This is a genomic window from Allobacillus halotolerans (genome assembly GCF_018967645.1).
In the GTDB taxonomy this organism is placed as follows: Bacteria; Bacillota; Bacilli; order Bacillales; family Alkalibacillaceae; genus Allobacillus; species Allobacillus halotolerans.
On record NZ_JAHLZF010000017.1, the window covers coordinates 38,762 to 58,097 of the forward strand.

The window sequence follows — 19,336 nt, forward strand, 5'->3', positions numbered from 1 at the left end:
TTTATGTAGTTGATCACTTGCATAACCCGTTGTAATGATGCGATAAGTTACCTTAATATGTTCATGACATGCTGCTCGACAATCATTATTTCGATAACCGTTGATTAAAGTCCTCTTCTGAGACAAGGTCATATCGCTTAATAGCGATCATATGTACCCTGCTCGTGTGTTTGCCTAATTAGGCTGATATGTTCCCATGAGAAAAATATAAAGGCATGAATTTCAAAAATAGGAACCTGCTGAACAGAAATATGAGACCCATTCAAACATATATGAGCCAAATCTAAAAAATCACCACCGGAAATTTCTCAACCGGTGATGATTGCATTAGACTTTTTCATATCCATAAGTGATTAGATCTTCTTCAAATGTCTCGTTCACGACATAAAAGGTATCTTCATGTTTCACGACGATTTGTTCCTCTGTACAAAACTGTCTTGCTTGCGCTAAGTCCTGAAAAGGTGCGGCTTCAATATCGAGGTCATTAATTTGGATGTAAGGCATTGTTTATCACTCCTCATAAACAACAAATACCCTTCCCAGTGAAAAGTATTCCTCACTGTTGACCATATTGAAAAGGGCATCCTTTTTTACGCAGCCGCTCAGCTACGTTAAAAACCGTGTAATCATTCGGATCTAAATCTTCATTCACTTCCTCCCAAAATAATGGAGTGGCTACCGTTGCATTTCCTTGTCCACGAGGGGAGTAAGGAGCGATGATTGTTTTTCCTTCAGCATGTTGTAAGAAATCAATATAAACGCGTTCGCCTCTATTTTTTTTCATTCGTTCAATCGTAAATAAGTCGGGATATTTTTGTACAAGTACTTTAGCTACTGTTTCCATGAACTCTCTCGTTTCGTCATACGTCCATGCTCCGTCCGTTGGAATATGGATTTGTAATCCTTTTCGTCCAGAAGTCTTAGCGATGGAGACCAACTCTTTATAATCGCATAATTCTTTGATCAGTTGGGCGGCTTTTACGGCAACTGGGAACTTGCTTTGATTTGGTGGGTCGATGTCAAATACCATTTCCCTCGGATTTTTTTCATCTAACCGATTGAAAGGGACATGAAACTCCAATGCCGCATGATTGCCTAACCAGATCAGACTCTTTAAATCATTGCAGACAAGATGTTCATTTCCTTGGAAATATCCAGGCGCGTATTCTGGGACATGTTTTTGGTAAAACGACTCTTCATAAATTCCGTCTGGAAAGCGAATGACCGTTAATTTTTTATTGTACAAATGGGGGAGCATCAATGGTGCAACTTTTCGTAAATGGATCAATAAATCCACTTTCCTTGCTTTGGAAAACAGTTGTTTATCCAAATTTGAGTAGTCAATGTCTTCCGGAAGTTGGGCGAGTTGTTCTTGAACGCGGTCCCACGTACACTCTTTTGGAACTAAATCAAATCGAAACTGATTAAATAACGGTTCGCGAATTTCTCCATTGCGTGCATTCAAACAGTTTACTTCAATGCAAACGCCTTCAGGGATTTGCCAAGTGGATTGGTTCAGTTTTTGTCCATTTTCTCGGATGAATTGATTCAACGTCTGTCGGTCGTCGTCTGGAAAACCGTTTTTTACCTTACCGAGTGGAACAAGTTCTTGCTTGTCATAAACGCTAAGGTCGTAATAATCGTTCGCTTGATTCCATCCCGTAACGATGCCTTGAACCTGCCGCCAGTTTTTGATTTTTAACCATTGTTTTGAGCGTGTATTTTCTTGATAGGTTGAATCAACTTTCTTGGCTAAAATGCCTTCAGCTTGATGCAAAAATACATCTTCTTCGATGCTGGCCAAATCTTTGTATTGGGCTACCAGATTTAACCTTTTGGTCGGGTTCTTTTTGAATAGCTTCTCTAGCTGATTGCGCCTGTCTTGGTACGTTTTTTTCTTTAATGATTTTCCGGTATGTTTCAGTAAATCAAACACATAAAGCTTGGCAGGCCGTTCCGCCGCTTTTTTTGCTATGGCCTCCGTTGATTTCATTCGACCTCGCGTTTGCAACTCAGAAAAATTGGTACGCAAATTCGTGACGGGAATCACTAATTCGCAATCGAGCAATAAAGGAAGGGCATTTTCGAAGGCGTCTTGGTTTTCTTCACAGGCTTTGATGATTTCAGGAAATTGATCATTTAATTCTTTTCCATTTCTGGACCATAAGGTAACTCTACTTGCTTTCCATTCCAAACCACAGCGAAAACCGTCGTATTTCACTTCATAGCGCCACTGGTCGCCAATTGGCGCATCCTCGCTGTATGTGGTTAGCATTGGTTTCCACATGACCATCACCATCCTTATGTACACAAGCCTCGTAGTTATTGATACCACAGAAATGAACTCTTTACACCATTATCCAATGAATAAATTCGTATGAATTCGGGAATATAAAGAGGACCAATACTTTGATTTCGACTAGGAGGGAAGCCCCTTATGCATACGATGTGGAAAGGATCCATTAGCTTTGGCCTTGTGAATATACCCGTAAAGTTGCATTCTGCGACAGAAAATAAAGATATCAAATTACGCCAACTTCATAAAGAATGTAAGACTCCGATCCGTTATAAAAAAACATGCCCAGAATGTGGACGCGATGATGTTGAAAACGATGAAATTGTTAAAGGGTTTGAATATGCCAAAGGGAAGTACGTCATTTTGACCGATGAAGAATTAGAAGAGTTAAAAGAGGAAAATGATGATAAATCGGTTGAGATTTTGGACTTTGTTCAATTGGAAGAAATTGACCCGATTTATTTTGATCGAAGCTATTATCTTTCTCCGAACTCAGGAGGAGCAAAAGCGTATTCGTTATTAAGAAAAGCTTTGGAAGACACAGGGAAAATAGGAGTGGCTAAAATCACGATTCGTTCAAAAGAACACCTTGCTGTCGTTCGTGTTTACGAAAATACATTAATCATGGAAACGATTCATTATCCGGATGAAGTGAGAAATGTCGGAGAAGTACCGAATGTACCTGAGCAAGAGGATGTCGGTAAAAAAGAACTCGATACGGCAAAATTGCTTATCGACCAACTAACAGCGGAATTCGATCCAACACAATATAAAGATGAGTACCGTGAAAATTTAGAGGACTTAATCGAACAGAAAAAAGACGGGGAAGAAGTCACCATTCCAAAAGAACCGAAAAAGCAGGATAATGTCACTGATCTGATGGATGCTTTAGAAAAATCCTTGCAAAAAAACAAGAAAAAATCGACCGGAATAAAGAAAAAGTCGACACAAAAGAAATCGACGGCAAAGAAATCATCCGAAAAAAGCACATCCAAGAAAAAATCCTCCGAGAAAAAAGAGAAGAAGACGGGTTAGTTAAATATAATGAAGAAAATGTCCGTGAGTGGTCACTCACGGGCATTTTTCTTTGTGGGAAGGCTTGAAAAGGGGCGCATATATTTTCGATTTGGGCTCATAAAATACGATGAAGGGAGCATAAACAAGAGACAAGGTAGCATAAGTCGCGATCGGGGGAGCATATCTCAGGTATTCGGCTCATATATCCGAAATTAGGGCGCATATACAAATGGAATGAAAAAGTATCGACTGTTTCTTCATTGAAAAGTTAGCAGGGTACATATATTTTAGCTTTGAGCTCATAAAATTCGATGAAGGGAGCACAAACAATAAAGAAGGTAGCATAAGTTGCGATCGGGGGAGCATATCTCAGGTATTCGGCTCATATATCCGAAATTAGGTCGCATATACAAATGGAATAAGAAAAAGTACCGGTAAATGAACATAAGTAGTTCCGATACTGTGGAGAAAATGCGAAAAAACATTCTGATTATCACACTAAAAATTACTATAATTAACATCAAAATAACAGTATAAATATCAACCAAAAACGCTTGAACATTTTAATGTCCAAGCGTTTGCTCTTTTATACTGTCTTGTATTACTAATTCACACTTTAATTTAAGTACATCATTTCACATTTTATTCCACAAACGCGCCCTGTTGGTGAAATCCCATTATTCCTTTTCGCTATTTTCAAACGAACGATTTTTATAAAAATTGACGATAACCACGACAAACGAAATTATTGTCATTAAACCAAATGAATTTATAAAGGCATCTAAAAAATCCTTATTCTCAATAGTCATTCTTACAACAAATAATCCAAGAGAACTAATAAATAATACTATAATTATTTTACTTAAGGAAACATTGAACAAACTCAATGCCAGCAGAACTATTACTAAAATTATGCCGATTATATTTATTACACTCATCCTGTTCCCCTTTCTCAACAAAATGGCCCGTTTGTTGAAATATCAGTTAATCATAGCTCTTGCACTAAATTACCAGTTAGTTTAAGTACAATTTATCATAATTTCTATTTTTAATATTAACATAAAATTTCCATTTACCTTTAAAACAATTCGTTCACTTAGGTTGCCAGCTATCTTTTGAACACTAAAACTGCCTTTTGTTCATTCTAAGTTTACACACCAAATAACACTCCAATTAGAACCCTAATTAGCATACTAAAGATTCAATTGACAACAGCTATTGTCAGTTAGCTATTTAGTATGCTATTTTCAATGCGATTTCATATGATAATTTAACATAAGCATTGATATAACAGCATTTTAAAGAGACCGAATCGCTATGCGATTTGGTCTCCCATATGGTATGTTATTTAAACTTTTCTCCACCGAAACGGAACTACTTATAAATGAACACCGGTACTTTTCTTATGCATTATTCTCCTTCATTCAATAACTTTTCTCTTAAGTCATCGAGCATAATGTTGGCTGCAATGACGCCACCAGCCGTATTCCAGATTGTATCACTGACTTCGTAGGCTTTTCCTTCTTGAACTGCTTCAAGGTTTTGCCATAATGGATCTTCTGTCCACTCACTTTGGACTTGCTGACCATCTTCAGCTTTTTGGTAGGTGAAGTAAAAGATGACGTCACCATCCATTTCATTGATTCGTTCTTTTGTAACACCTTTTGCTGCAAATTCATCTTTCTTTTGGGATTCTGGACGATCTAATCCAATCTCCTCCAAGATAATTCCTGAGAATGAATCTTTATAATAAATACGCACATCTTGTGGCATGAAGCGTACCATTGATACTTTTGTATCTAGTTTACCTGCGTCTTCCAAATCTGCAGAAAGTTCTTCAACCTTGCTTTGGTAATCATCAAGTACTTGTTGGCCTTCGTCTTGCATCCCGACAGCTTCGGCAATCAATTCAAAGTTTACTTTCCAATCGCCTCGCAATGTTTCTTCCATGACCGTTGGTGCAATAGCGTTAAGGGCTTCATAATGTTCTTCTTGACGCATTTTGTTTGCTAAGATCAAGTCAGGCTCAAGAGCAGCAATTGCTTCTAAATTAATGTCGCTTTCCGTACCGACGACCTCAACACCTTGCATATCGTCGCTAATATGTTCATACCAAGGATCGCCAACCCACGATTGGACGGCGCCAGTTGGTGTGATGCCTAAAGAGAGTAAAGCTTCTGTTCCGTGATTTGTCAATACGACAATTTTTTCCGGATCTTCTTCAATGGTTGCTGTGCCCATCGCATGCTCTACCTCATAAGTATTGCTTGATTCGCTTTCAGTCTGGTTGTCACCGTTCTCATTGCTACCACTTTCTTCTGACGAATCATCTCCGCCACAAGCAGCTAAGAATAATACGAGTAAACCAGTAATTAAATAAAATATGCTTTTTTTCATTTTCTGTTCCTCCATTCACCTTGGTGAGAATGATTATCATTTACAATAACTATCGTAATCATTTATAATAAGAGTGTCAACAAAATTATTAAATTTTATTTATCTTTTATGTAAAAGCTAATTTATAAGCGCTTTCTGTTTTGACACACTAGACACGTTCATCTAGACTGGTGAGAGCTATGTGCTATTTTGCCCGTACCTACGGAGTTTCAGTGTAGAAAGGTAACATCATTATGATAGAAAAAAATAAAGGGAAATGGATTGGGCTAGGAATTGGTTCAATTCTCGTAATGTTTTTTATGTGGGGAAGTGTCATCTGGGGGTTGACAAAGATTGATACACAAATGGTCATTGATTCATTTCTTCATTTCGATGGATCGAATGAGCATATTATCATTCAGGACACCCGGATTCCTAGGTCACTCATCGCTGCAGCAGTTGGAGCGAGTTTAGCGATCGCCGGAGCGATTATGCAAGGTATTACGAATAACCCATTAGCTTCACCGAGTATCTTTGGTGTGAATGCTGGTGCTAGTTTCTTCGTCGTTCTTGGAATTACCGCTTTTGGCATGACATCTCTCATGTCCTTTACATGGTTGGCCTTTTTAGGAGCAGCATTAGCGGTGATCATTGTTTATTCATTGGGCACCTTAGGAAAAGATGGCTTGACACCAATAAAAATGACATTAGCTGGTGCAGCCATTGCAGCTTTATTTTCATCTTTGACACAAGGAATGCTTACATTAAATGAGCAATCATTAGATCAGGCATTATTTTGGCTTGCAGGCTCTGTGCAAGGAAGGGATTTAGACATATTAGTCGCGGTTTTTCCATATATACTTATTGGCTTGGTCGCATCCTTACTGATTGGAAAACAAATCAACGTCCTTGCTATGGGAGAAGATTTGGCCAAAGGATTAGGACAAAAAACGTGGTTAATAAAAGTGTTGGCCGCATTGACAATTGTTCTATTGGCAGGTGGAGCTGTCGCGGTTGCTGGGCCGATTGGTTTCATTGGCATCATCATTCCGCATGTCGCCAGATGGATGGTAGGCATTGATTATCGGTGGGTTATTCCTTACAGTGGCATGTTAGGAGCAGTATTATTATTGATAGCCGATATTGGAGCGAGATACATCATTATGCCAGCAGAAGTTCCAGTAGGTGTCATGACTGCATTCATTGGAGTTCCCTTCTTTATTTACATTGCAAGAAGGGGGATTAACGAATGAAGAGATATGTGCCTTTTCGAATTGGAAATATTTCATTTTTAATGAATTATCGATCCATAGCTTATGTGATCGGTTTAGTTTTATTAACTATCATTTTAATTATCTTAAGCTTAGGCATTGGACAATTAAAAGTGTCACCATTAGAAGTAGTCAGAGCGGTTTTCGACTCCAGTTCAGACATGAATAACTTAGTCGTACAATCTTTTCGAATGCCTCGTGTATTAATGGCCCTGTTTGCAGGTGCTGGATTAGCCGTATCAGGCGCGATTCTGCAAGGCATGATTCGTAACCCATTGGCATCTCCGGATATTATCGGAATCACAGGCGGGGCTGCATTCGCGACCGTCGGATTTTTAGCCTTTTTCAGTGATCGGAGCAATACATTAACGGTCAGTATTCAGTGGTTACCACTTGCTTCATTTATAGGAGCGATTGTCACAGGCTTTCTTGTTTATTTTCTTGCTTGGAAAAAAGGTGGAATCAAACCCATACGGTTAGTACTCATAGGTATAGGAGTTTCAGCTGCTGTACAAGCATTTACAACCATGATTATGATTTTAGGACCTATATTTACGGCTTCACGAGCAAATATATGGATTACTGGAAGTGTAAATGGTGCAAATTGGAGTGAAGTTTGGACAATTATTCCGTGGTTCTTTCTTTTGATGGCCATTTTGTTTGTTTATGTAAGAAGATTAAATGTTCAGGAGCTAGGTGAGGATCTTGCAGCGAATGCAGGTAGCCTCATTCAACGTGACCGATTCATGTTGATTACCCTTAGTACTTCCTTAGCTGGAATCGCAGTCGCATTTGCGGGAGGAATCGGATTTGTTGGCTTGATGGCTCCGCATATGGCTAGACGATTAGTTGGTTCATCTTTTGGATCGCTTATACCAGTCTCAGCTTTGGTCGGTGGATGTATTGTCATTGCGGCTGACTTAATTGCACGCACGGCATTCGCACCGCTTGAGGTCCCAGTAGGTGTGCTCACTTCAGCGATCGGTGCACCGTATTTCATTTATTTGCTATACAAAAGTAGAAATCAATAAAGGTTCAGAATGATCGACCTGAAAGGAGTGTTTGGAATGGATGCCATTCGTACGAATGCATTGACGCTAGGTTATGGAGAAGAAGACATCATTGAAGAGCTTGATTTAGTGATTCCAAAAGGAAAAATCACTGTATTCATCGGAGGGAATGGTTCTGGGAAATCGACATTGCTTCGTTCACTGGCACGCTTGCTAAAACCGAAAGATGGATCTGTCGTATTAGATGGAGCTGATATTGCGCGGACGCCAACGAAAAAAATTGCCCAGAAGCTTTCGATATTACCTCAATCACCTGTAGCTCCGGAAGGTTTGACTGTTCTTGAACTTGTTAAACAGGGAAGGTATCCGTATCAGAGTTGGTTAAATCAATGGTCTGAGAAAGATGAAAAAGCGGTTCAGCGGGCAATGGAAGTAACCGGAGTAAAAGATTTATCCGAAAGAAAAGTAGATTCACTTTCCGGTGGACAACGTCAACGGGCTTGGATTGCGATGAATTTAGCGCAAGATACAGATATTATTTTACTCGATGAACCAACGACTTACTTAGATTTGACCCATCAAATTGATATTTTGGATTTGTTGAGTGATTTGAATGAGGAAGAAAATCGGACAATCGTGATGGTGTTGCATGATATCAATCTTGCTTGTCGTTACGCTGATCATATCGTAGCAATCAGCAATAAAAATATTTATCAACAAGGTGACCCAGACACTATCGTAACACCAGAATTAGTGGCGAATGTTTTTGGTCTTCGTTGCCAAATTATGAATGACCCGCATAGTGGAACACCAATGTGTATTCCATTCAGTAGGGGAAGACGTAAAAAGGATGCTGACCATGAAAGAAAAATGGATGCCTGAAAATCGAGAGCAATTCCAAAATCAATTTCGAATTCTTTTTGATTTGGATGAAACAGATACATCCGTTTCATTCCAACAATTACGTGACGCAGAATTTTTATCAACCTACTTGCCGAATTTGAAGGAACAGTTTCAAACAAATCAGCTATTGGCACTGGGCTCTCAATTTATTAAACGACTTGGATTTATCTTAACTGTTCCAGCATTTTTCTTATTAGCCACTTCCAAAAAGAAATTAAACATACAAATGGATGATTTATATTTAGTATCGAGAATAAAAGAAGGATTATGGTTGCCCCATTTATATCAGAAAAATTGGAATGCAACTTCTGTTGAGGATCAATCCGACCGTGAACTTTATCTCCAACAAGTCATTCAAGAAATCGCAAAAATCATTACAGCTGTCCATCGTGTAGCAAAAGTGCCAAGGCCTTTATTATGGGAAAATGTCGCGGTCTATATTTACTGGTTATATGAGACACGGTTAAAGGATCAAGACCTTACATTACTCCAACAAAAAGAAGCATGGAATGATTTTGCTTACTTGTTACAGCTTGATCCGCAGTGTTTTGACGAACGGTTTAATCCATTACACCGTTTTTATACAAATAAAATCGATGTAAAAGGAAATGATCAACCGATCCGTATCAGACGAACGTGTTGTTTCAACTATGAAACAAAGGCTGGAAAAAAGTATTGCCAAGGCTGTCCAAAGACAGACGTCAATAAGGCTGCATGTATGGTAACGAAAAGACAGGTTTTGCCTATAGAAGCAATCAAACAATGAGATAGAGCCATTCACGCCACAGTAAATAAGCTGTGGTTTTTTTTGTGTCATTTTAATCATTGACATACTATGTTTGAGAATGATTATCATTTAAGCTATAATGAGGTATAGATTGAGTTGTTAAAAATGTCTGAGGTTTGTTAAATCATGAAAAGGTTAATTCGTAAAGGATGATCAATATGGAAATGACGCTTACAAGAATAGAAAAAGAACAGCTACAACAAACATTTCGAATTTTATTTCAAAACAACTTAACTGACCAACCTGTTGTAGTTCAATCATTATTAGATGAAGGCTATCTATATGATTATCTAAAGCAGACGGGTGAAATCTTGCAAACAGACCAGTTATTGGTTGTAGGATCACAACTAATAAAACGTTTAACAAACATACTATTCGTTCCTGCTCTATATACCGTAGCTGTTTTCAATAAAAAAATAGACTTTAGTGCCGACAATCGATATATCATTTCAGCGATGAAAAAACAAAAATGGATGCCTTACTTATATAGCGAGACAGATAAAGTAACAGAAGTAATTAATCGTGCAGACCGCAATGCATATTTGGAAAAAAGTATCCGTGAGATTTCCTATTATGTTCAGGCAATCAACAAAGTCGCAAAAGTGCCAACTCCTTTGTTATGGGAGAATGTGGCTGTTTATATTTATAAATTATATGAATCGAAGTTACAAAGTGAAGTATTGAACTTGTATGAACAAAAGGAAGCATGGAATGACTTTGCTTATCTCCTCCAATTGAAGGGGGAATTCTTCCAAACGAGCTTCAACCCATTACAACGCTTTTATACGAATAAAATTGAAGTAGAAGGTAAAGATGAACCGGTCCGTGTACGCCGGACATGCTGCTTTAATTATGAAACAAATAGCGGTAAGTATTGTAAAGGTTGTCCGAAATCGGATGTTAATAAAGAAGCATGCATGCGAACGAAACGTCACGTCATGGCTGTAGAGATGGTCCAGTAACCAACTTCGTTTAATCCTCCTATCTGACGGGAAAAGAATTTATAGATAGGAGGTATTTTTTATGGCTTTAAAATGTGTATTCTTAAACACATCACTTAAGAAAAGTGGTGAAAAATCTAATACAGAAGCCTTATTTGATGAGGCGAAAAAAGTTTATGAAAAAGAAGGCGTTGAAGTAGAAGTATTGCGGATGGCCGATTACAATATTCCTGTTGGAATTTCAGATGATTTAGGTGAGGGTGATGAATGGCCTGGAATCCTCCAAAAAATCCTTAATGCAGATATTTTTATCCTTGGATCACCAGTATGGTTAGGTGAGAAAAGTAGCTTGGCCAAAAAGGCTCTAGAGCGACTGAACGGAAGCAGTGGACAAACGAATGACAAAGGCCAAGAGATTTTCTACAACCGTGTTGCAGGTTCAGTGGTTACAGGTAATGAGGACGGCGCCAAGCATGCTTCACACGACATCATTTATGGTTTGAGCCATTTAGGATTTACCATTCCACCAAACGCCGACGCCTATTGGGTAGGTGAAGCAGGTCCGGGTCCATCTTATATGGAAGCTGGCACAGATAGCGACTTCACCCAAAACGCCATTACAACGCTAGCTTATAACACTACTCATTTCGCACGAATGTTGAATGCGAAACCAATCCCTGCAGAGGGAAATGTTACAAAATAAACGTAAGTATAAAAGCCCTGGACGAAGGAGTGATTCTTCGTTCAGGGCTTTTTCTTGGCGTCGGCATTGCAAAACACTCGAGCCGCTCGACAAAGCGATGCAGCCGCTCGACAAAGCGATGCAACCGCTCGACAAAGCGATGCAACCGCTCGACAAAGCGATGCAGCCGCTCGACCAGGCATTGCAACCGCTCGACAAAGCGATGCAGCCGCTCGACAAAGTGATGCAACCGCTCGACAAAGCGATGCAACCGCTCGACCACCAGTTAATCAAAAGTGATTAAAGATGGACTATTCAAGTAAAAATTGCTTCATTTCCTTAACAATCTCTTTCGGTCGTTCATCTGTGATCAGATGTCCAGTCTGATCATATACCTTCAAGGTTGCATTCGGTAAATCTGTTGCCAGTCGTTTTCCTGTTCGAAGGGGGGTGATTTTATCATTCTTCCCCCAAAGCAACAATGTAGGTTGATGAATTAAACGAAGTTGTTCGGGAGATAGATCGCCCTCCCGCTGCCTGATGAGACGTACTAATGAGCGATAAAAATCTTTCTTTAAAAAAGGTTTTTCGTATACATCAATCATTTCTTGATTAATCAGCGAGTGATCATATAAAACATTTTGTAATGTTTTTTCAGCACCTATTCGTTTAAAATAACGCATTAAAAATGATGGGAAAAAAGGAAGATAAGAAGCTGTCACATATTTTTGTGCAGGTCTCATTAAGTAACCAGAACTATTTAATAATACGAGCTTATTTACACGATCAGGAAAGTTTTTCGCAGTGTACAAAGCAACTTGGCCACCCATGGAATGTCCTGCAATAAAAACTTTATCCAATTGAAAGTAATCCATTAAATCATTGACGAACTGTGAATAGCTCTCAAATGAATAATTAAAAGAAGTAGATTTCTCACTGCTCCCGAACCCTGGTAAATCGAATGCCACTATTGAAAAATCTTCAGCCAATAATGGAATTATTCGATTAAACGTGTATGTAGAGGCAAGAAAGCCGTGTATTAAGAATAACGGTGGCCGATCGTTTATTGCATGCTCACAATAGATCTTTGTATGATTGATTTCAATTGTTTCTTTTGTCAGTTGAACATCTGCCATTTTTACACCCCAATCCCATACAAACGAGGTTCCCCAAACGGATTAAAAATATGCATTTAAAAACCGCTCAAGCATGATGAATCACTTGAACGGCATCTTATTAATCAACTACAACTTCGACTTCAAAATCTGCATTTACAAAAAGTCCGATGATTTCCATTTCATAACCCAAATCTTTAAACATTTGTACGTTTGATTTAATTTTTTCTTTTTTTCTAGAGTCTTCAAGTGAATAACCTGCACAATCATGGTGGCCAACGATAGCGAGAACTTTAGAACCATGATTATGATAGGAAATGTCCACTTTATCCCTAATTCTTTTTCTATCTTCGTCGGTTCCATAAAGGAGTGTTTTGTTCGGACCTGCTTCTGTAATCATATCGACATAGGTAGCATTGTATTTTTCTTTCATCCATTTAATGACCGGCTCTTGTACACGGCCATCCATACAATTAATTGCTGTTACGAATTGGTTTGACATCATAACCCCTCCCAAAGACTCTCTTTACCTATAGTTTATTCGAAGGGAGTGCGAATTGAAAGTAATATCTAAAAAATGAATCAATTTACTCCTTAGCATTCATTTCCTTGATTAAGGATATAGCCCTTCTTAAGTAAATAATAACTAAGGTCGATATACCAATTAAAAATAAAAGCGCTAAAACAATCCAAAATTCAGTTAAGTATTGAGGTGCTGCTACGGCAATTGCTGCCAATAGTAGTCCGCCAATTAACAGAAAAGTAAGTATTCTGGCGATCATAATAAAACCTCCAAAAAAAGATTGACAAGTTCAGTATAAAACATTATATTAGTAATTGTCGACAAAAACTTTATCTCAAATGACTCCGTAGCTCAGTGGGAGAGCGCCACCTTGACAGGGTGGAAGTCGTTGGTTCAAGTCCAATCGGAGTCATACCTACCTAACCTTAGAGCCATAAGGGATTGAGAGTTTTAATCCTAACTAGAATGGTTATAAATAATGCTTAGTTGTTGTCCAATTGTTGACCAATTCTAAAATTAGAATGTGTGTTCGTATATAATGGCAACAAAAAACACCGTCTAAGCGGTGCTAAATTAGGGGTTAGATCTCACTTATTGTGAGGTCTTTTTTTATATATAATCTTCATCTAACATATCAGCTATTTTTTGGTCAGCTTCTTCTAGGTAGTGGCCATATATATTAAGCGTAGTAGTTATATTGGAATGGCCAAGGCGTTTAGATATAGAATGAATGTTTGCTCCACGATTAATTAAATCTGTTGAAGCTGTATGGCGTAGATCGTGGAAGCGAATTTTCTTAAATCCTGTACGCTTTAGAAATCTATTCCACCATTTATTAACATAATCAAGATTGAGTGGTTTTCCTAAGTCAGTGGAGAACACAAACTCGTATTTACCACCTTCCCACAATTCCTTAGCTTCCATTCTTTCAGTTTTCTTTATATAAATATGCTTCTTCAATTCTTCCATTAGTTTTCTAGGTGGTGCTACCTTCCTATTAGATCCCTTAGTTTTTGGCTCTTTAAGGAAATAACCTTTATCCTTGGTATAGCTCAACGAACGTTTAATATGAATGGTATTCGTTGAGAAGTCTATATCAGACCATTGAAGCCCCAATAATTCACCTTTTCTCATACCTGTTTTTAAAGCTAATTTAACAATTAAAGCCATCTGCTTATTGTTATCCTCATTCAATAATAGGAAGAGTTCCTTTAATTCCTTAGAATTATAAACGTCACCTTCTTTATGCTGTACTTTAGGAACTTCCACTTTTTTCATTGGATTAGTTGGTAATAAATCATCTTTCTCTATCATTTTAAAAATGCTGTTCAAAAGGTTATATTTCTTTTTAATGGTGGCAGACTTTAGACCTTCATTCTCTAATTCCTTCAAAAAGTCATTTATATATATGTGTGTTATATCCTTTAATTTATAATCCTCAAACTTTGGTAAAATGTAATTCTTTAGATCGTAGTTATAATTTTCCATTGTAGATGGTGAAACTGCTTTTTCTTTTTCAATCTTCCACAGATGGACATATTCACCAAAGGTTGTTTTAGTAGGAGTTATATGTTTTCCAGCGTCCACTTCTACAATAAACTTGGCGAGTAACTTTTCAGCTTCAGTTTTATTCTTGGCTTGTACAGTTCTAGTTTTCCTTATTCTCTTCCCTTTGGAGTCATAACCAACATGATAACTTAATAACCAAGACTCTTTTCCTCTTTTTTGGATACTACCAGCCATTTCATTACCCCTTTCGTATATATGTTAAAAACGTTACCCCAATTCCCCCAATTTCCCTAAATGCTTTTATATCAAGGGTTGCGACTGGAGGGGGCTGTTCCCCCGCTTATTCCCACTTCCCTCACTTGTCGCCCCACTTCCTCAATTGATTAATCCAAGTACAACCGAATGGCTTCTAATACCTTAGGAAGTTTCTCTTTATCAATTGGTTTGTTTTTGAAAGTCAAATTAATGTTGTCATTATTATCAATCGCTAAGTGTATAAGATAGTAGAGATCTAAGAGGTCGCTATTTTCAAAGTGCTTTGTTTCTTCACCTATCTTGTATTGACTAGGAACATTGATGGTTTTTTTCAATGTATTAGGTTGAGGGAAGCCTTCAGGATTAATAGACGGGTCAGTGTCATGGTCAGAAGATTCGTTCAACAACATTGCTATTTCCGCTCTTTTATCTACTTCACTTTGAACTAGATCGGTTTTCATTAAAAGACTAATATAAGTTGTGTCTAATGCTGAAGCTAACTTTTTTAATACATCTTTATTAGGTCTTTTATTGTGTCCATTTTCAAGTTGAGAAAGATAAGAGCTTGAAATGCCAGCCCTTCTTGCTGTTTCCCTTAGTGACATTTTACCTTCCCTCAGATCTTTTAGATATTGTCCTAATGACACTATTTTCACCTCCTTTGTTTTGTTGTAAGTACCTAAAATATATACCATAGTGTTTGCTGTTGTCAAACAATTTTTAGCGAAAATGATAAATATGTTTGACAATAACGGACAGTAATATTACAATAAATACAAATCATCTAATAGGAGGTGAATTTAGTTGGTTAGATTAACTTTAAAAAACAAAAAAGAAGTACTTTTATTAATTGCTAAGGAGGGGGAAAGCCTTAGAGGGTTTTCAAAAAAGATTGGCGTATCATGTGCTTATGTTTCTCAAATAATCAATGGTAAACGCAACCCGTCACCAATAATTGCAAACAAGATATCAAAAGGATTGAACGTAAATATTGAAGATATTTTTTTAATCCAAACGTCCGTTGATAACGGACAAAAAGAGGAAGTGATCTAATTGGAATACGAACAAGTAGAAGCGATTCAGCATTTAAGCTATACAAAAATTGCCAAGAGTGAGCATTTTAAGTTAGGAGGATATCAATGGAAATTAAGCGTTCTACATTAACAGTTGGCGAGGTGGCCGAGTACCTAGGATTAAGTAAAGACATGATCTATAAGATGACGAGAGAAAAAGCAATTCCTCATATCCGTATTGGTAGGCGTTTGGTCTTTAAATTGGACAGCATAGAAAAATGGTTGAGTGAAAAGGAAGAAAGAATTTATGAGTAATCTAGAATCAGCTTTAGCGTATGCAAGACTTAGAACGTGGAGTGTTTTCCCTCTCGTACCAAAGAGCAAAAATCCTCTCACAGCTAACGGATTTAAAGACGCTACAAGAGATGAAGAACAGATAAAAGAATGGTGGACGAGGTGGCCTAACGCTAATATAGGCATTCCAACAGGGTTTGAAAATGGTTTTTTTGCCTTAGACGTTGACGTAAAGAACAATGGCCAAGATACGCTATTCAATTTAATCACAGAAAACGGAGTTCTACCACATACGATTCAAGCGAAAACAGGTGGCGGAGGTTCGCACTTCCTTTTTAAGTACGAAGAAGGAATAAAGAACAGAATAGAATTTCAGAAAGGTTTGGACATAAAGGGGCAGGATGGATATTTGGTCGTTTCGCCTTCAATCCACGACAAAACAGGCAACCGCTATGAATGGATTAACCACCCACTAGAAACGCACATTGCAGAAGCTCCAAGATGGCTTATAGAGATGATTAAAGAGCCAAACAGAGTTGAACACCAAGCCAAACCTAAAAGCCATTGGAATAGCATAATACAAGGCGTTGGAGAAGGTGCAAGAAATGAATCAGCTACCTCATTAAGCGGTCTACTGGTCAGAAGGTTTTTCGATAACTTGGAATTAGCTTGGGAATTATTAATGGCTTGGAATGACCGAAACAATCCGCCAATCGAAGAAGAAGAGTTATTGAGAACATTCAGATCTGTACTAAACAGAGAAATACAACGCAGGAAAGGAGCGTAAAACGTGGCACTACCTAAAGAATTATTAAATGATATTCAAGAAGCTGAAAAAGTACAAAAAAATAAGACTCACGAACACGAATGGAGTCAGCCGATACCTTTCGAGAGTGTGAGTCTACCACAATTTCCTGTTGAAATATTCCCTACTTGGCTTAGGGAGTATATAGAAAGTGTTAGCAAGGCAACGCAAACGCCTAATGATTTAGGTTCATTGTCCGCCCTTTCTATACTATCTATTATCTCAACAAATCGCTTTAAAATCAAGGTTAAACATAGCTGGAGTGAATCTCTAAATCTCTATGTAATGGCAACCATGGAAAGCGGAGGGGGTAAATCTAGGACTCTTAAAAACTATCGCAAACCATTGGACGACTATGAAGCAGAAGAACAAGAAGCGTTAAAAATTGAACTAGCTAACCAAGAGGAAAGATTAAAAGCCTTATATAAGCGTAGGGATCACCTAAGCGGTGAGTATGCCAAAAAAGCTGAAGAAACATCTATGAAGGAAATACAAGCACTCACAGCAGAGATAATCGAACTTGAAAAGGACAAAATAGAATCTCCTAGGTTTTTCACTTCAGATATAACAGCCGAAAAACTTGGTATGTTACTGAAGGAACAAGCGGAGAAAATGGCTATTATGACCGCTGAAGGTGGCGGAGTCATCAAGAATATAGCTGGAAAGTATTCAAGTAATGGCACAAGTGATATTGAACTATATTTAAGTGCTTATGATGGCGAAAAAATCAATATAGACCGAGTAGGCAGGGAGTCTATTCAGTTAAATGAGCCATATCTCAATATGTGTTTATTTGTGCAAGAGAATATCATTCAATCATTAAATCGTGACTTTATGGAGCAGGGTTTTGTTCAAAGGTTCATTTTCAGTCTACCACCTTCAAATGTTGGTTATAGAAACCTAAGTGATGAAACCGAGTATATAACTGAAGAAGTAAGAACGAGCTATTTTAAGGCCATTAAACGCTTATTAAATCTATTTGGAGAACTAACAACATTAGAGTTCACAGAAGAAGCAAACGAGTTGAAGAAACAGATCATTGACGAAAACGAAGCAAGATTAAGAGAAGATGGTGAACTAAGGGAAAGTGACCCCCTCAAGAATTGGGGAAGTCGACTCAATCAAAAGGTATTTAAAATCGCTGGATTGCTACATGTAAGCGACTATGCACTAAGTGATAGTTTCACCCCTATGGTGAGTAAAGAAACCCTAGAACGTGCTAGAAACTTAATACCGTACATGATAGCACACGCCAAGGCTACGTTTGGGGTTATGCGAAGTAATTCCAAGTTAGAAGATAATCAGTATATTTTAAAACGTATCATAGACCAGCTAAAAGAAGAAATTCCAAGACGTGATCTATATCAATTAGTGAAACACCGCTTTGATACTGAAAAACTTGGCGAGGTGCTAGATGAATTGGAAGATCGCCACTATATCGAGCAGGCTAAAAAGGGTAGGAAACAAGTCATTTACGTTAATCCTCATGTGCTAGAAAAGGGGGTGAATATCTAATATGGAACAGACAAACAAAAACAAAAGGAGAGATATTATGGATTATAAAAAAGCTTATCAAGAATTGTCACAAGTAGTTATGGAATCAGATAATTTAGGTTTAATGAGTAAATTGAGAAATATTAATAGTCAGATTGTAGAGGAAGAACAACCACCTAAGAAAGCCGATTATATGAAACGTGAGGAACGTAAACAAGCAATTATGAACGAGAAAGACGCTACCAAGCGACAAAAACTAATTCAAGAAAATATGGAACTATTTAAGGGGGAAAAATAATGAATTATGAAAGACATACTCATATTAATGGAGCAAATGAGTTTTTGCAGAAAATCCATGAGCCATTGGAAGAACTCAACAAAGACATTGAAAAACTAGAAGGAAAGAAAGCAGAACTTCAAGGAAAGATAGTTAATCCTAACAGCCATAAGCTTGAAGATATTGAAAAGAATAAGGGGGTGACCAATGACCTCAACACCATTCAACAGGCTTTAGATAGTGCAATACAAAAAAGAGATAACTTGGTTAATGAGAGTAAGGAAATTTTTGAAGAAGCTAAAGAGCTATTAAGAAGCCATAAGGCTAACCTCACCAAGAAACATTATAAAACAAATAAAAAGATTATTGAAAAGTTGTATGAGATCCGTAACTTATATCACAAGATGGAACAAGACGAAAAAGAAGAACTTCAAAAGGTTAATGCTTTCATTAATGATATTGGCGTATATGTTGAACGTGAACTAACAGGAGAAGAGCGAGCAAGAATGGGAAATACAACGTTAAAAAGAGAGTTACAAGGAATAGTTAACGATCCATGGAGTAAGGGTTACCATAGTTTAATCTTTACCACTATACCAGAGTATTTGTATGGAGTAGAAGGCTTATTGAAACCTAGTTCAAATGTGAAAGCAAGTCCAATGAAAGTAGTTCCACACAATAAAGAGCATTACATGGTATGTCAACACTAAATTGGACAAATTTTTTAAGGTGTTATGATATACTTCTCGAATCTATTGTACGCCGCCT

General features: G+C 37.7%; 23 protein-coding genes and 1 tRNA gene. 14 read left to right on the forward strand and 10 right to left on the reverse strand.

Annotated features, from left to right (window positions below):
- Nucleotides 1-327: 327 nt before the first annotated feature.
- Together KQ486_RS10965 and ligD are read right to left on the reverse strand one after the other, a co-directional pair.
- Nucleotides 328-504: a hypothetical protein gene (locus tag KQ486_RS10965; protein WP_186279584.1), complete on the reverse strand. Its 177-nt coding sequence runs from the start codon at nucleotides 502-504 to the stop codon at nucleotides 328-330.
- 52 nt (nucleotides 505-556) lie between these two features.
- Nucleotides 557-2,287: a DNA ligase D gene (gene ligD, locus KQ486_RS10970; RefSeq protein WP_216687640.1), complete on the reverse strand. Its 1,731-nt coding sequence runs from the start codon at nucleotides 2,285-2,287 to the stop codon at nucleotides 557-559.
- A gap of 150 nt (nucleotides 2,288-2,437) precedes the next feature.
- On the opposite strand from ligD, the gene ku reads away from it, so the two are divergent.
- A complete protein-coding gene (gene ku, locus KQ486_RS10975) occupies nucleotides 2,438-3,331 on the forward strand; it encodes a non-homologous end joining protein Ku (RefSeq protein WP_144088552.1) in 894 nt (297 codons plus the stop codon).
- Between the two features lie 659 nt (nucleotides 3,332-3,990).
- Here ku and KQ486_RS10980 read toward each other — a convergent pair.
- Both KQ486_RS10980 and KQ486_RS10985 read right to left on the reverse strand, forming a co-directional pair.
- A complete protein-coding gene (locus KQ486_RS10980) occupies nucleotides 3,991-4,251 on the reverse strand; it encodes a hypothetical protein (RefSeq protein WP_144088551.1) in 261 nt (86 codons plus the stop codon).
- A gap of 472 nt (nucleotides 4,252-4,723) precedes the next feature.
- Entirely contained in the window at nucleotides 4,724-5,710 is a 987-nt protein-coding gene (locus KQ486_RS10985; protein WP_216687641.1) for an ABC transporter substrate-binding protein, read from the reverse strand.
- Between the two features lie 230 nt (nucleotides 5,711-5,940).
- On the opposite strand from KQ486_RS10985, the gene KQ486_RS10990 reads away from it, so the two are divergent.
- From KQ486_RS10990 to KQ486_RS11015, 6 genes are all read left to right on the forward strand, one after another.
- Nucleotides 5,941-6,942 (forward strand): FecCD family ABC transporter permease, encoded by a 1,002-nt coding sequence (locus KQ486_RS10990; RefSeq protein ID WP_216687655.1) that lies wholly within the window; start codon nucleotides 5,941-5,943, stop codon nucleotides 6,940-6,942.
- Nucleotides 6,939-7,991, forward strand: coding sequence for a FecCD family ABC transporter permease (locus KQ486_RS10995; RefSeq protein ID WP_216687642.1), 1,053 nt, complete (start codon nucleotides 6,939-6,941; stop codon nucleotides 7,989-7,991). Before KQ486_RS10990 ends, KQ486_RS10995 begins: the two co-directional genes overlap by 4 nt.
- Before the next feature lie 36 nt (nucleotides 7,992-8,027).
- Nucleotides 8,028-8,852 carry an ABC transporter ATP-binding protein gene (locus KQ486_RS11000; protein WP_216687643.1) on the forward strand — a complete coding sequence of 275 codons (825 nt, stop codon included), beginning with the start codon at nucleotides 8,028-8,030 and terminating at the stop codon, nucleotides 8,850-8,852.
- Nucleotides 8,830-9,639, forward strand: coding sequence for a (2Fe-2S)-binding protein (locus KQ486_RS11005; protein ID WP_216687644.1), 810 nt, complete (start codon nucleotides 8,830-8,832; stop codon nucleotides 9,637-9,639). The genes KQ486_RS11000 and KQ486_RS11005 overlap by 23 nt, the downstream gene beginning before the upstream one ends.
- A gap of 179 nt (nucleotides 9,640-9,818) precedes the next feature.
- Nucleotides 9,819-10,622, forward strand: a complete 804-nt coding sequence (locus KQ486_RS11010) for a (2Fe-2S)-binding protein (RefSeq protein ID WP_144160016.1) — start codon at nucleotides 9,819-9,821, stop codon at nucleotides 10,620-10,622.
- 61 nt (nucleotides 10,623-10,683) lie between these two features.
- Entirely contained in the window at nucleotides 10,684-11,304 is a 621-nt protein-coding gene (locus tag KQ486_RS11015; RefSeq protein ID WP_216687645.1) for a flavodoxin family protein, read from the forward strand.
- Here KQ486_RS11015 and KQ486_RS11020 read toward each other — a convergent pair.
- From KQ486_RS11020 to KQ486_RS11035, 4 genes are all read right to left on the reverse strand, one after another.
- Nucleotides 11,294-11,554: a hypothetical protein gene (locus KQ486_RS11020; RefSeq protein ID WP_216687646.1), complete on the reverse strand. Its 261-nt coding sequence runs from the start codon at nucleotides 11,552-11,554 to the stop codon at nucleotides 11,294-11,296. The two genes, KQ486_RS11015 and KQ486_RS11020, sit on opposite strands and share 11 nt — an antisense overlap.
- A gap of 40 nt (nucleotides 11,555-11,594) precedes the next feature.
- The gene (locus tag KQ486_RS11025; RefSeq protein WP_144160007.1) at nucleotides 11,595-12,419 is read right to left on the reverse strand and encodes an alpha/beta fold hydrolase; all 825 of its coding nucleotides are present in this window, start codon (nucleotides 12,417-12,419) and stop codon (nucleotides 11,595-11,597) included.
- Nucleotides 12,420-12,519: 100 nt separating this feature from the next.
- Nucleotides 12,520-12,900: a carbonic anhydrase gene (locus tag KQ486_RS11030; protein WP_246569296.1), complete on the reverse strand. Its 381-nt coding sequence runs from the start codon at nucleotides 12,898-12,900 to the stop codon at nucleotides 12,520-12,522.
- Between the two features lie 85 nt (nucleotides 12,901-12,985).
- Nucleotides 12,986-13,180 (reverse strand): hypothetical protein, encoded by a 195-nt coding sequence (locus KQ486_RS11035; protein ID WP_144160001.1) that lies wholly within the window; start codon nucleotides 13,178-13,180, stop codon nucleotides 12,986-12,988.
- Nucleotides 13,181-13,261: 81 nt separating this feature from the next.
- Between KQ486_RS11035 and KQ486_RS11040 the strand changes: the two genes are divergently transcribed.
- Nucleotides 13,262-13,333: transfer RNA gene (locus tag KQ486_RS11040), tRNA-Val, on the forward strand.
- Nucleotides 13,334-13,530: 197 nt separating this feature from the next.
- Here KQ486_RS11040 and KQ486_RS11045 read toward each other — a convergent pair.
- Both KQ486_RS11045 and KQ486_RS11050 read right to left on the reverse strand, forming a co-directional pair.
- Nucleotides 13,531-14,664 (reverse strand): tyrosine-type recombinase/integrase, encoded by a 1,134-nt coding sequence (locus KQ486_RS11045; RefSeq protein WP_216687647.1) that lies wholly within the window; start codon nucleotides 14,662-14,664, stop codon nucleotides 13,531-13,533.
- A gap of 149 nt (nucleotides 14,665-14,813) precedes the next feature.
- The gene (locus tag KQ486_RS11050; RefSeq protein WP_216687648.1) at nucleotides 14,814-15,332 is read right to left on the reverse strand and encodes a helix-turn-helix domain-containing protein; all 519 of its coding nucleotides are present in this window, start codon (nucleotides 15,330-15,332) and stop codon (nucleotides 14,814-14,816) included.
- Between the two features lie 157 nt (nucleotides 15,333-15,489).
- On the opposite strand from KQ486_RS11050, the gene KQ486_RS11055 reads away from it, so the two are divergent.
- The 6 genes from KQ486_RS11055 (at nucleotide 15,490) to KQ486_RS11080 (ending at nucleotide 19,278) form a co-directional block, all read left to right on the forward strand.
- Nucleotides 15,490-15,738 (forward strand): helix-turn-helix transcriptional regulator, encoded by a 249-nt coding sequence (locus KQ486_RS11055; RefSeq protein ID WP_216687649.1) that lies wholly within the window; start codon nucleotides 15,490-15,492, stop codon nucleotides 15,736-15,738.
- 86 nt (nucleotides 15,739-15,824) lie between these two features.
- The gene (locus KQ486_RS11060) at nucleotides 15,825-16,013 is read left to right on the forward strand and encodes a helix-turn-helix domain-containing protein (RefSeq protein ID WP_246569297.1); all 189 of its coding nucleotides are present in this window, start codon (nucleotides 15,825-15,827) and stop codon (nucleotides 16,011-16,013) included.
- Complete coding sequence (locus KQ486_RS11065) at nucleotides 16,006-16,779, forward strand: bifunctional DNA primase/polymerase (protein WP_216687650.1); 774 nt, start codon at nucleotides 16,006-16,008, stop codon at nucleotides 16,777-16,779. The genes KQ486_RS11060 and KQ486_RS11065 overlap by 8 nt, the downstream gene beginning before the upstream one ends.
- 3 nt (nucleotides 16,780-16,782) lie before the next feature.
- The gene (locus KQ486_RS11070) at nucleotides 16,783-18,312 is read left to right on the forward strand and encodes a YfjI family protein (protein ID WP_216687651.1); all 1,530 of its coding nucleotides are present in this window, start codon (nucleotides 16,783-16,785) and stop codon (nucleotides 18,310-18,312) included.
- Between the two features lies 1 nt (nucleotide 18,313).
- Nucleotides 18,314-18,589: a hypothetical protein gene (locus KQ486_RS11075; RefSeq protein WP_216687652.1), complete on the forward strand. Its 276-nt coding sequence runs from the start codon at nucleotides 18,314-18,316 to the stop codon at nucleotides 18,587-18,589.
- Nucleotides 18,589-19,278: a coiled-coil domain-containing protein gene (locus KQ486_RS11080; protein WP_216687653.1), complete on the forward strand. Its 690-nt coding sequence runs from the start codon at nucleotides 18,589-18,591 to the stop codon at nucleotides 19,276-19,278. Before KQ486_RS11075 ends, KQ486_RS11080 begins: the two co-directional genes overlap by 1 nt.
- The last annotated feature ends 58 nt before the right edge of the window (nucleotides 19,279-19,336 follow it).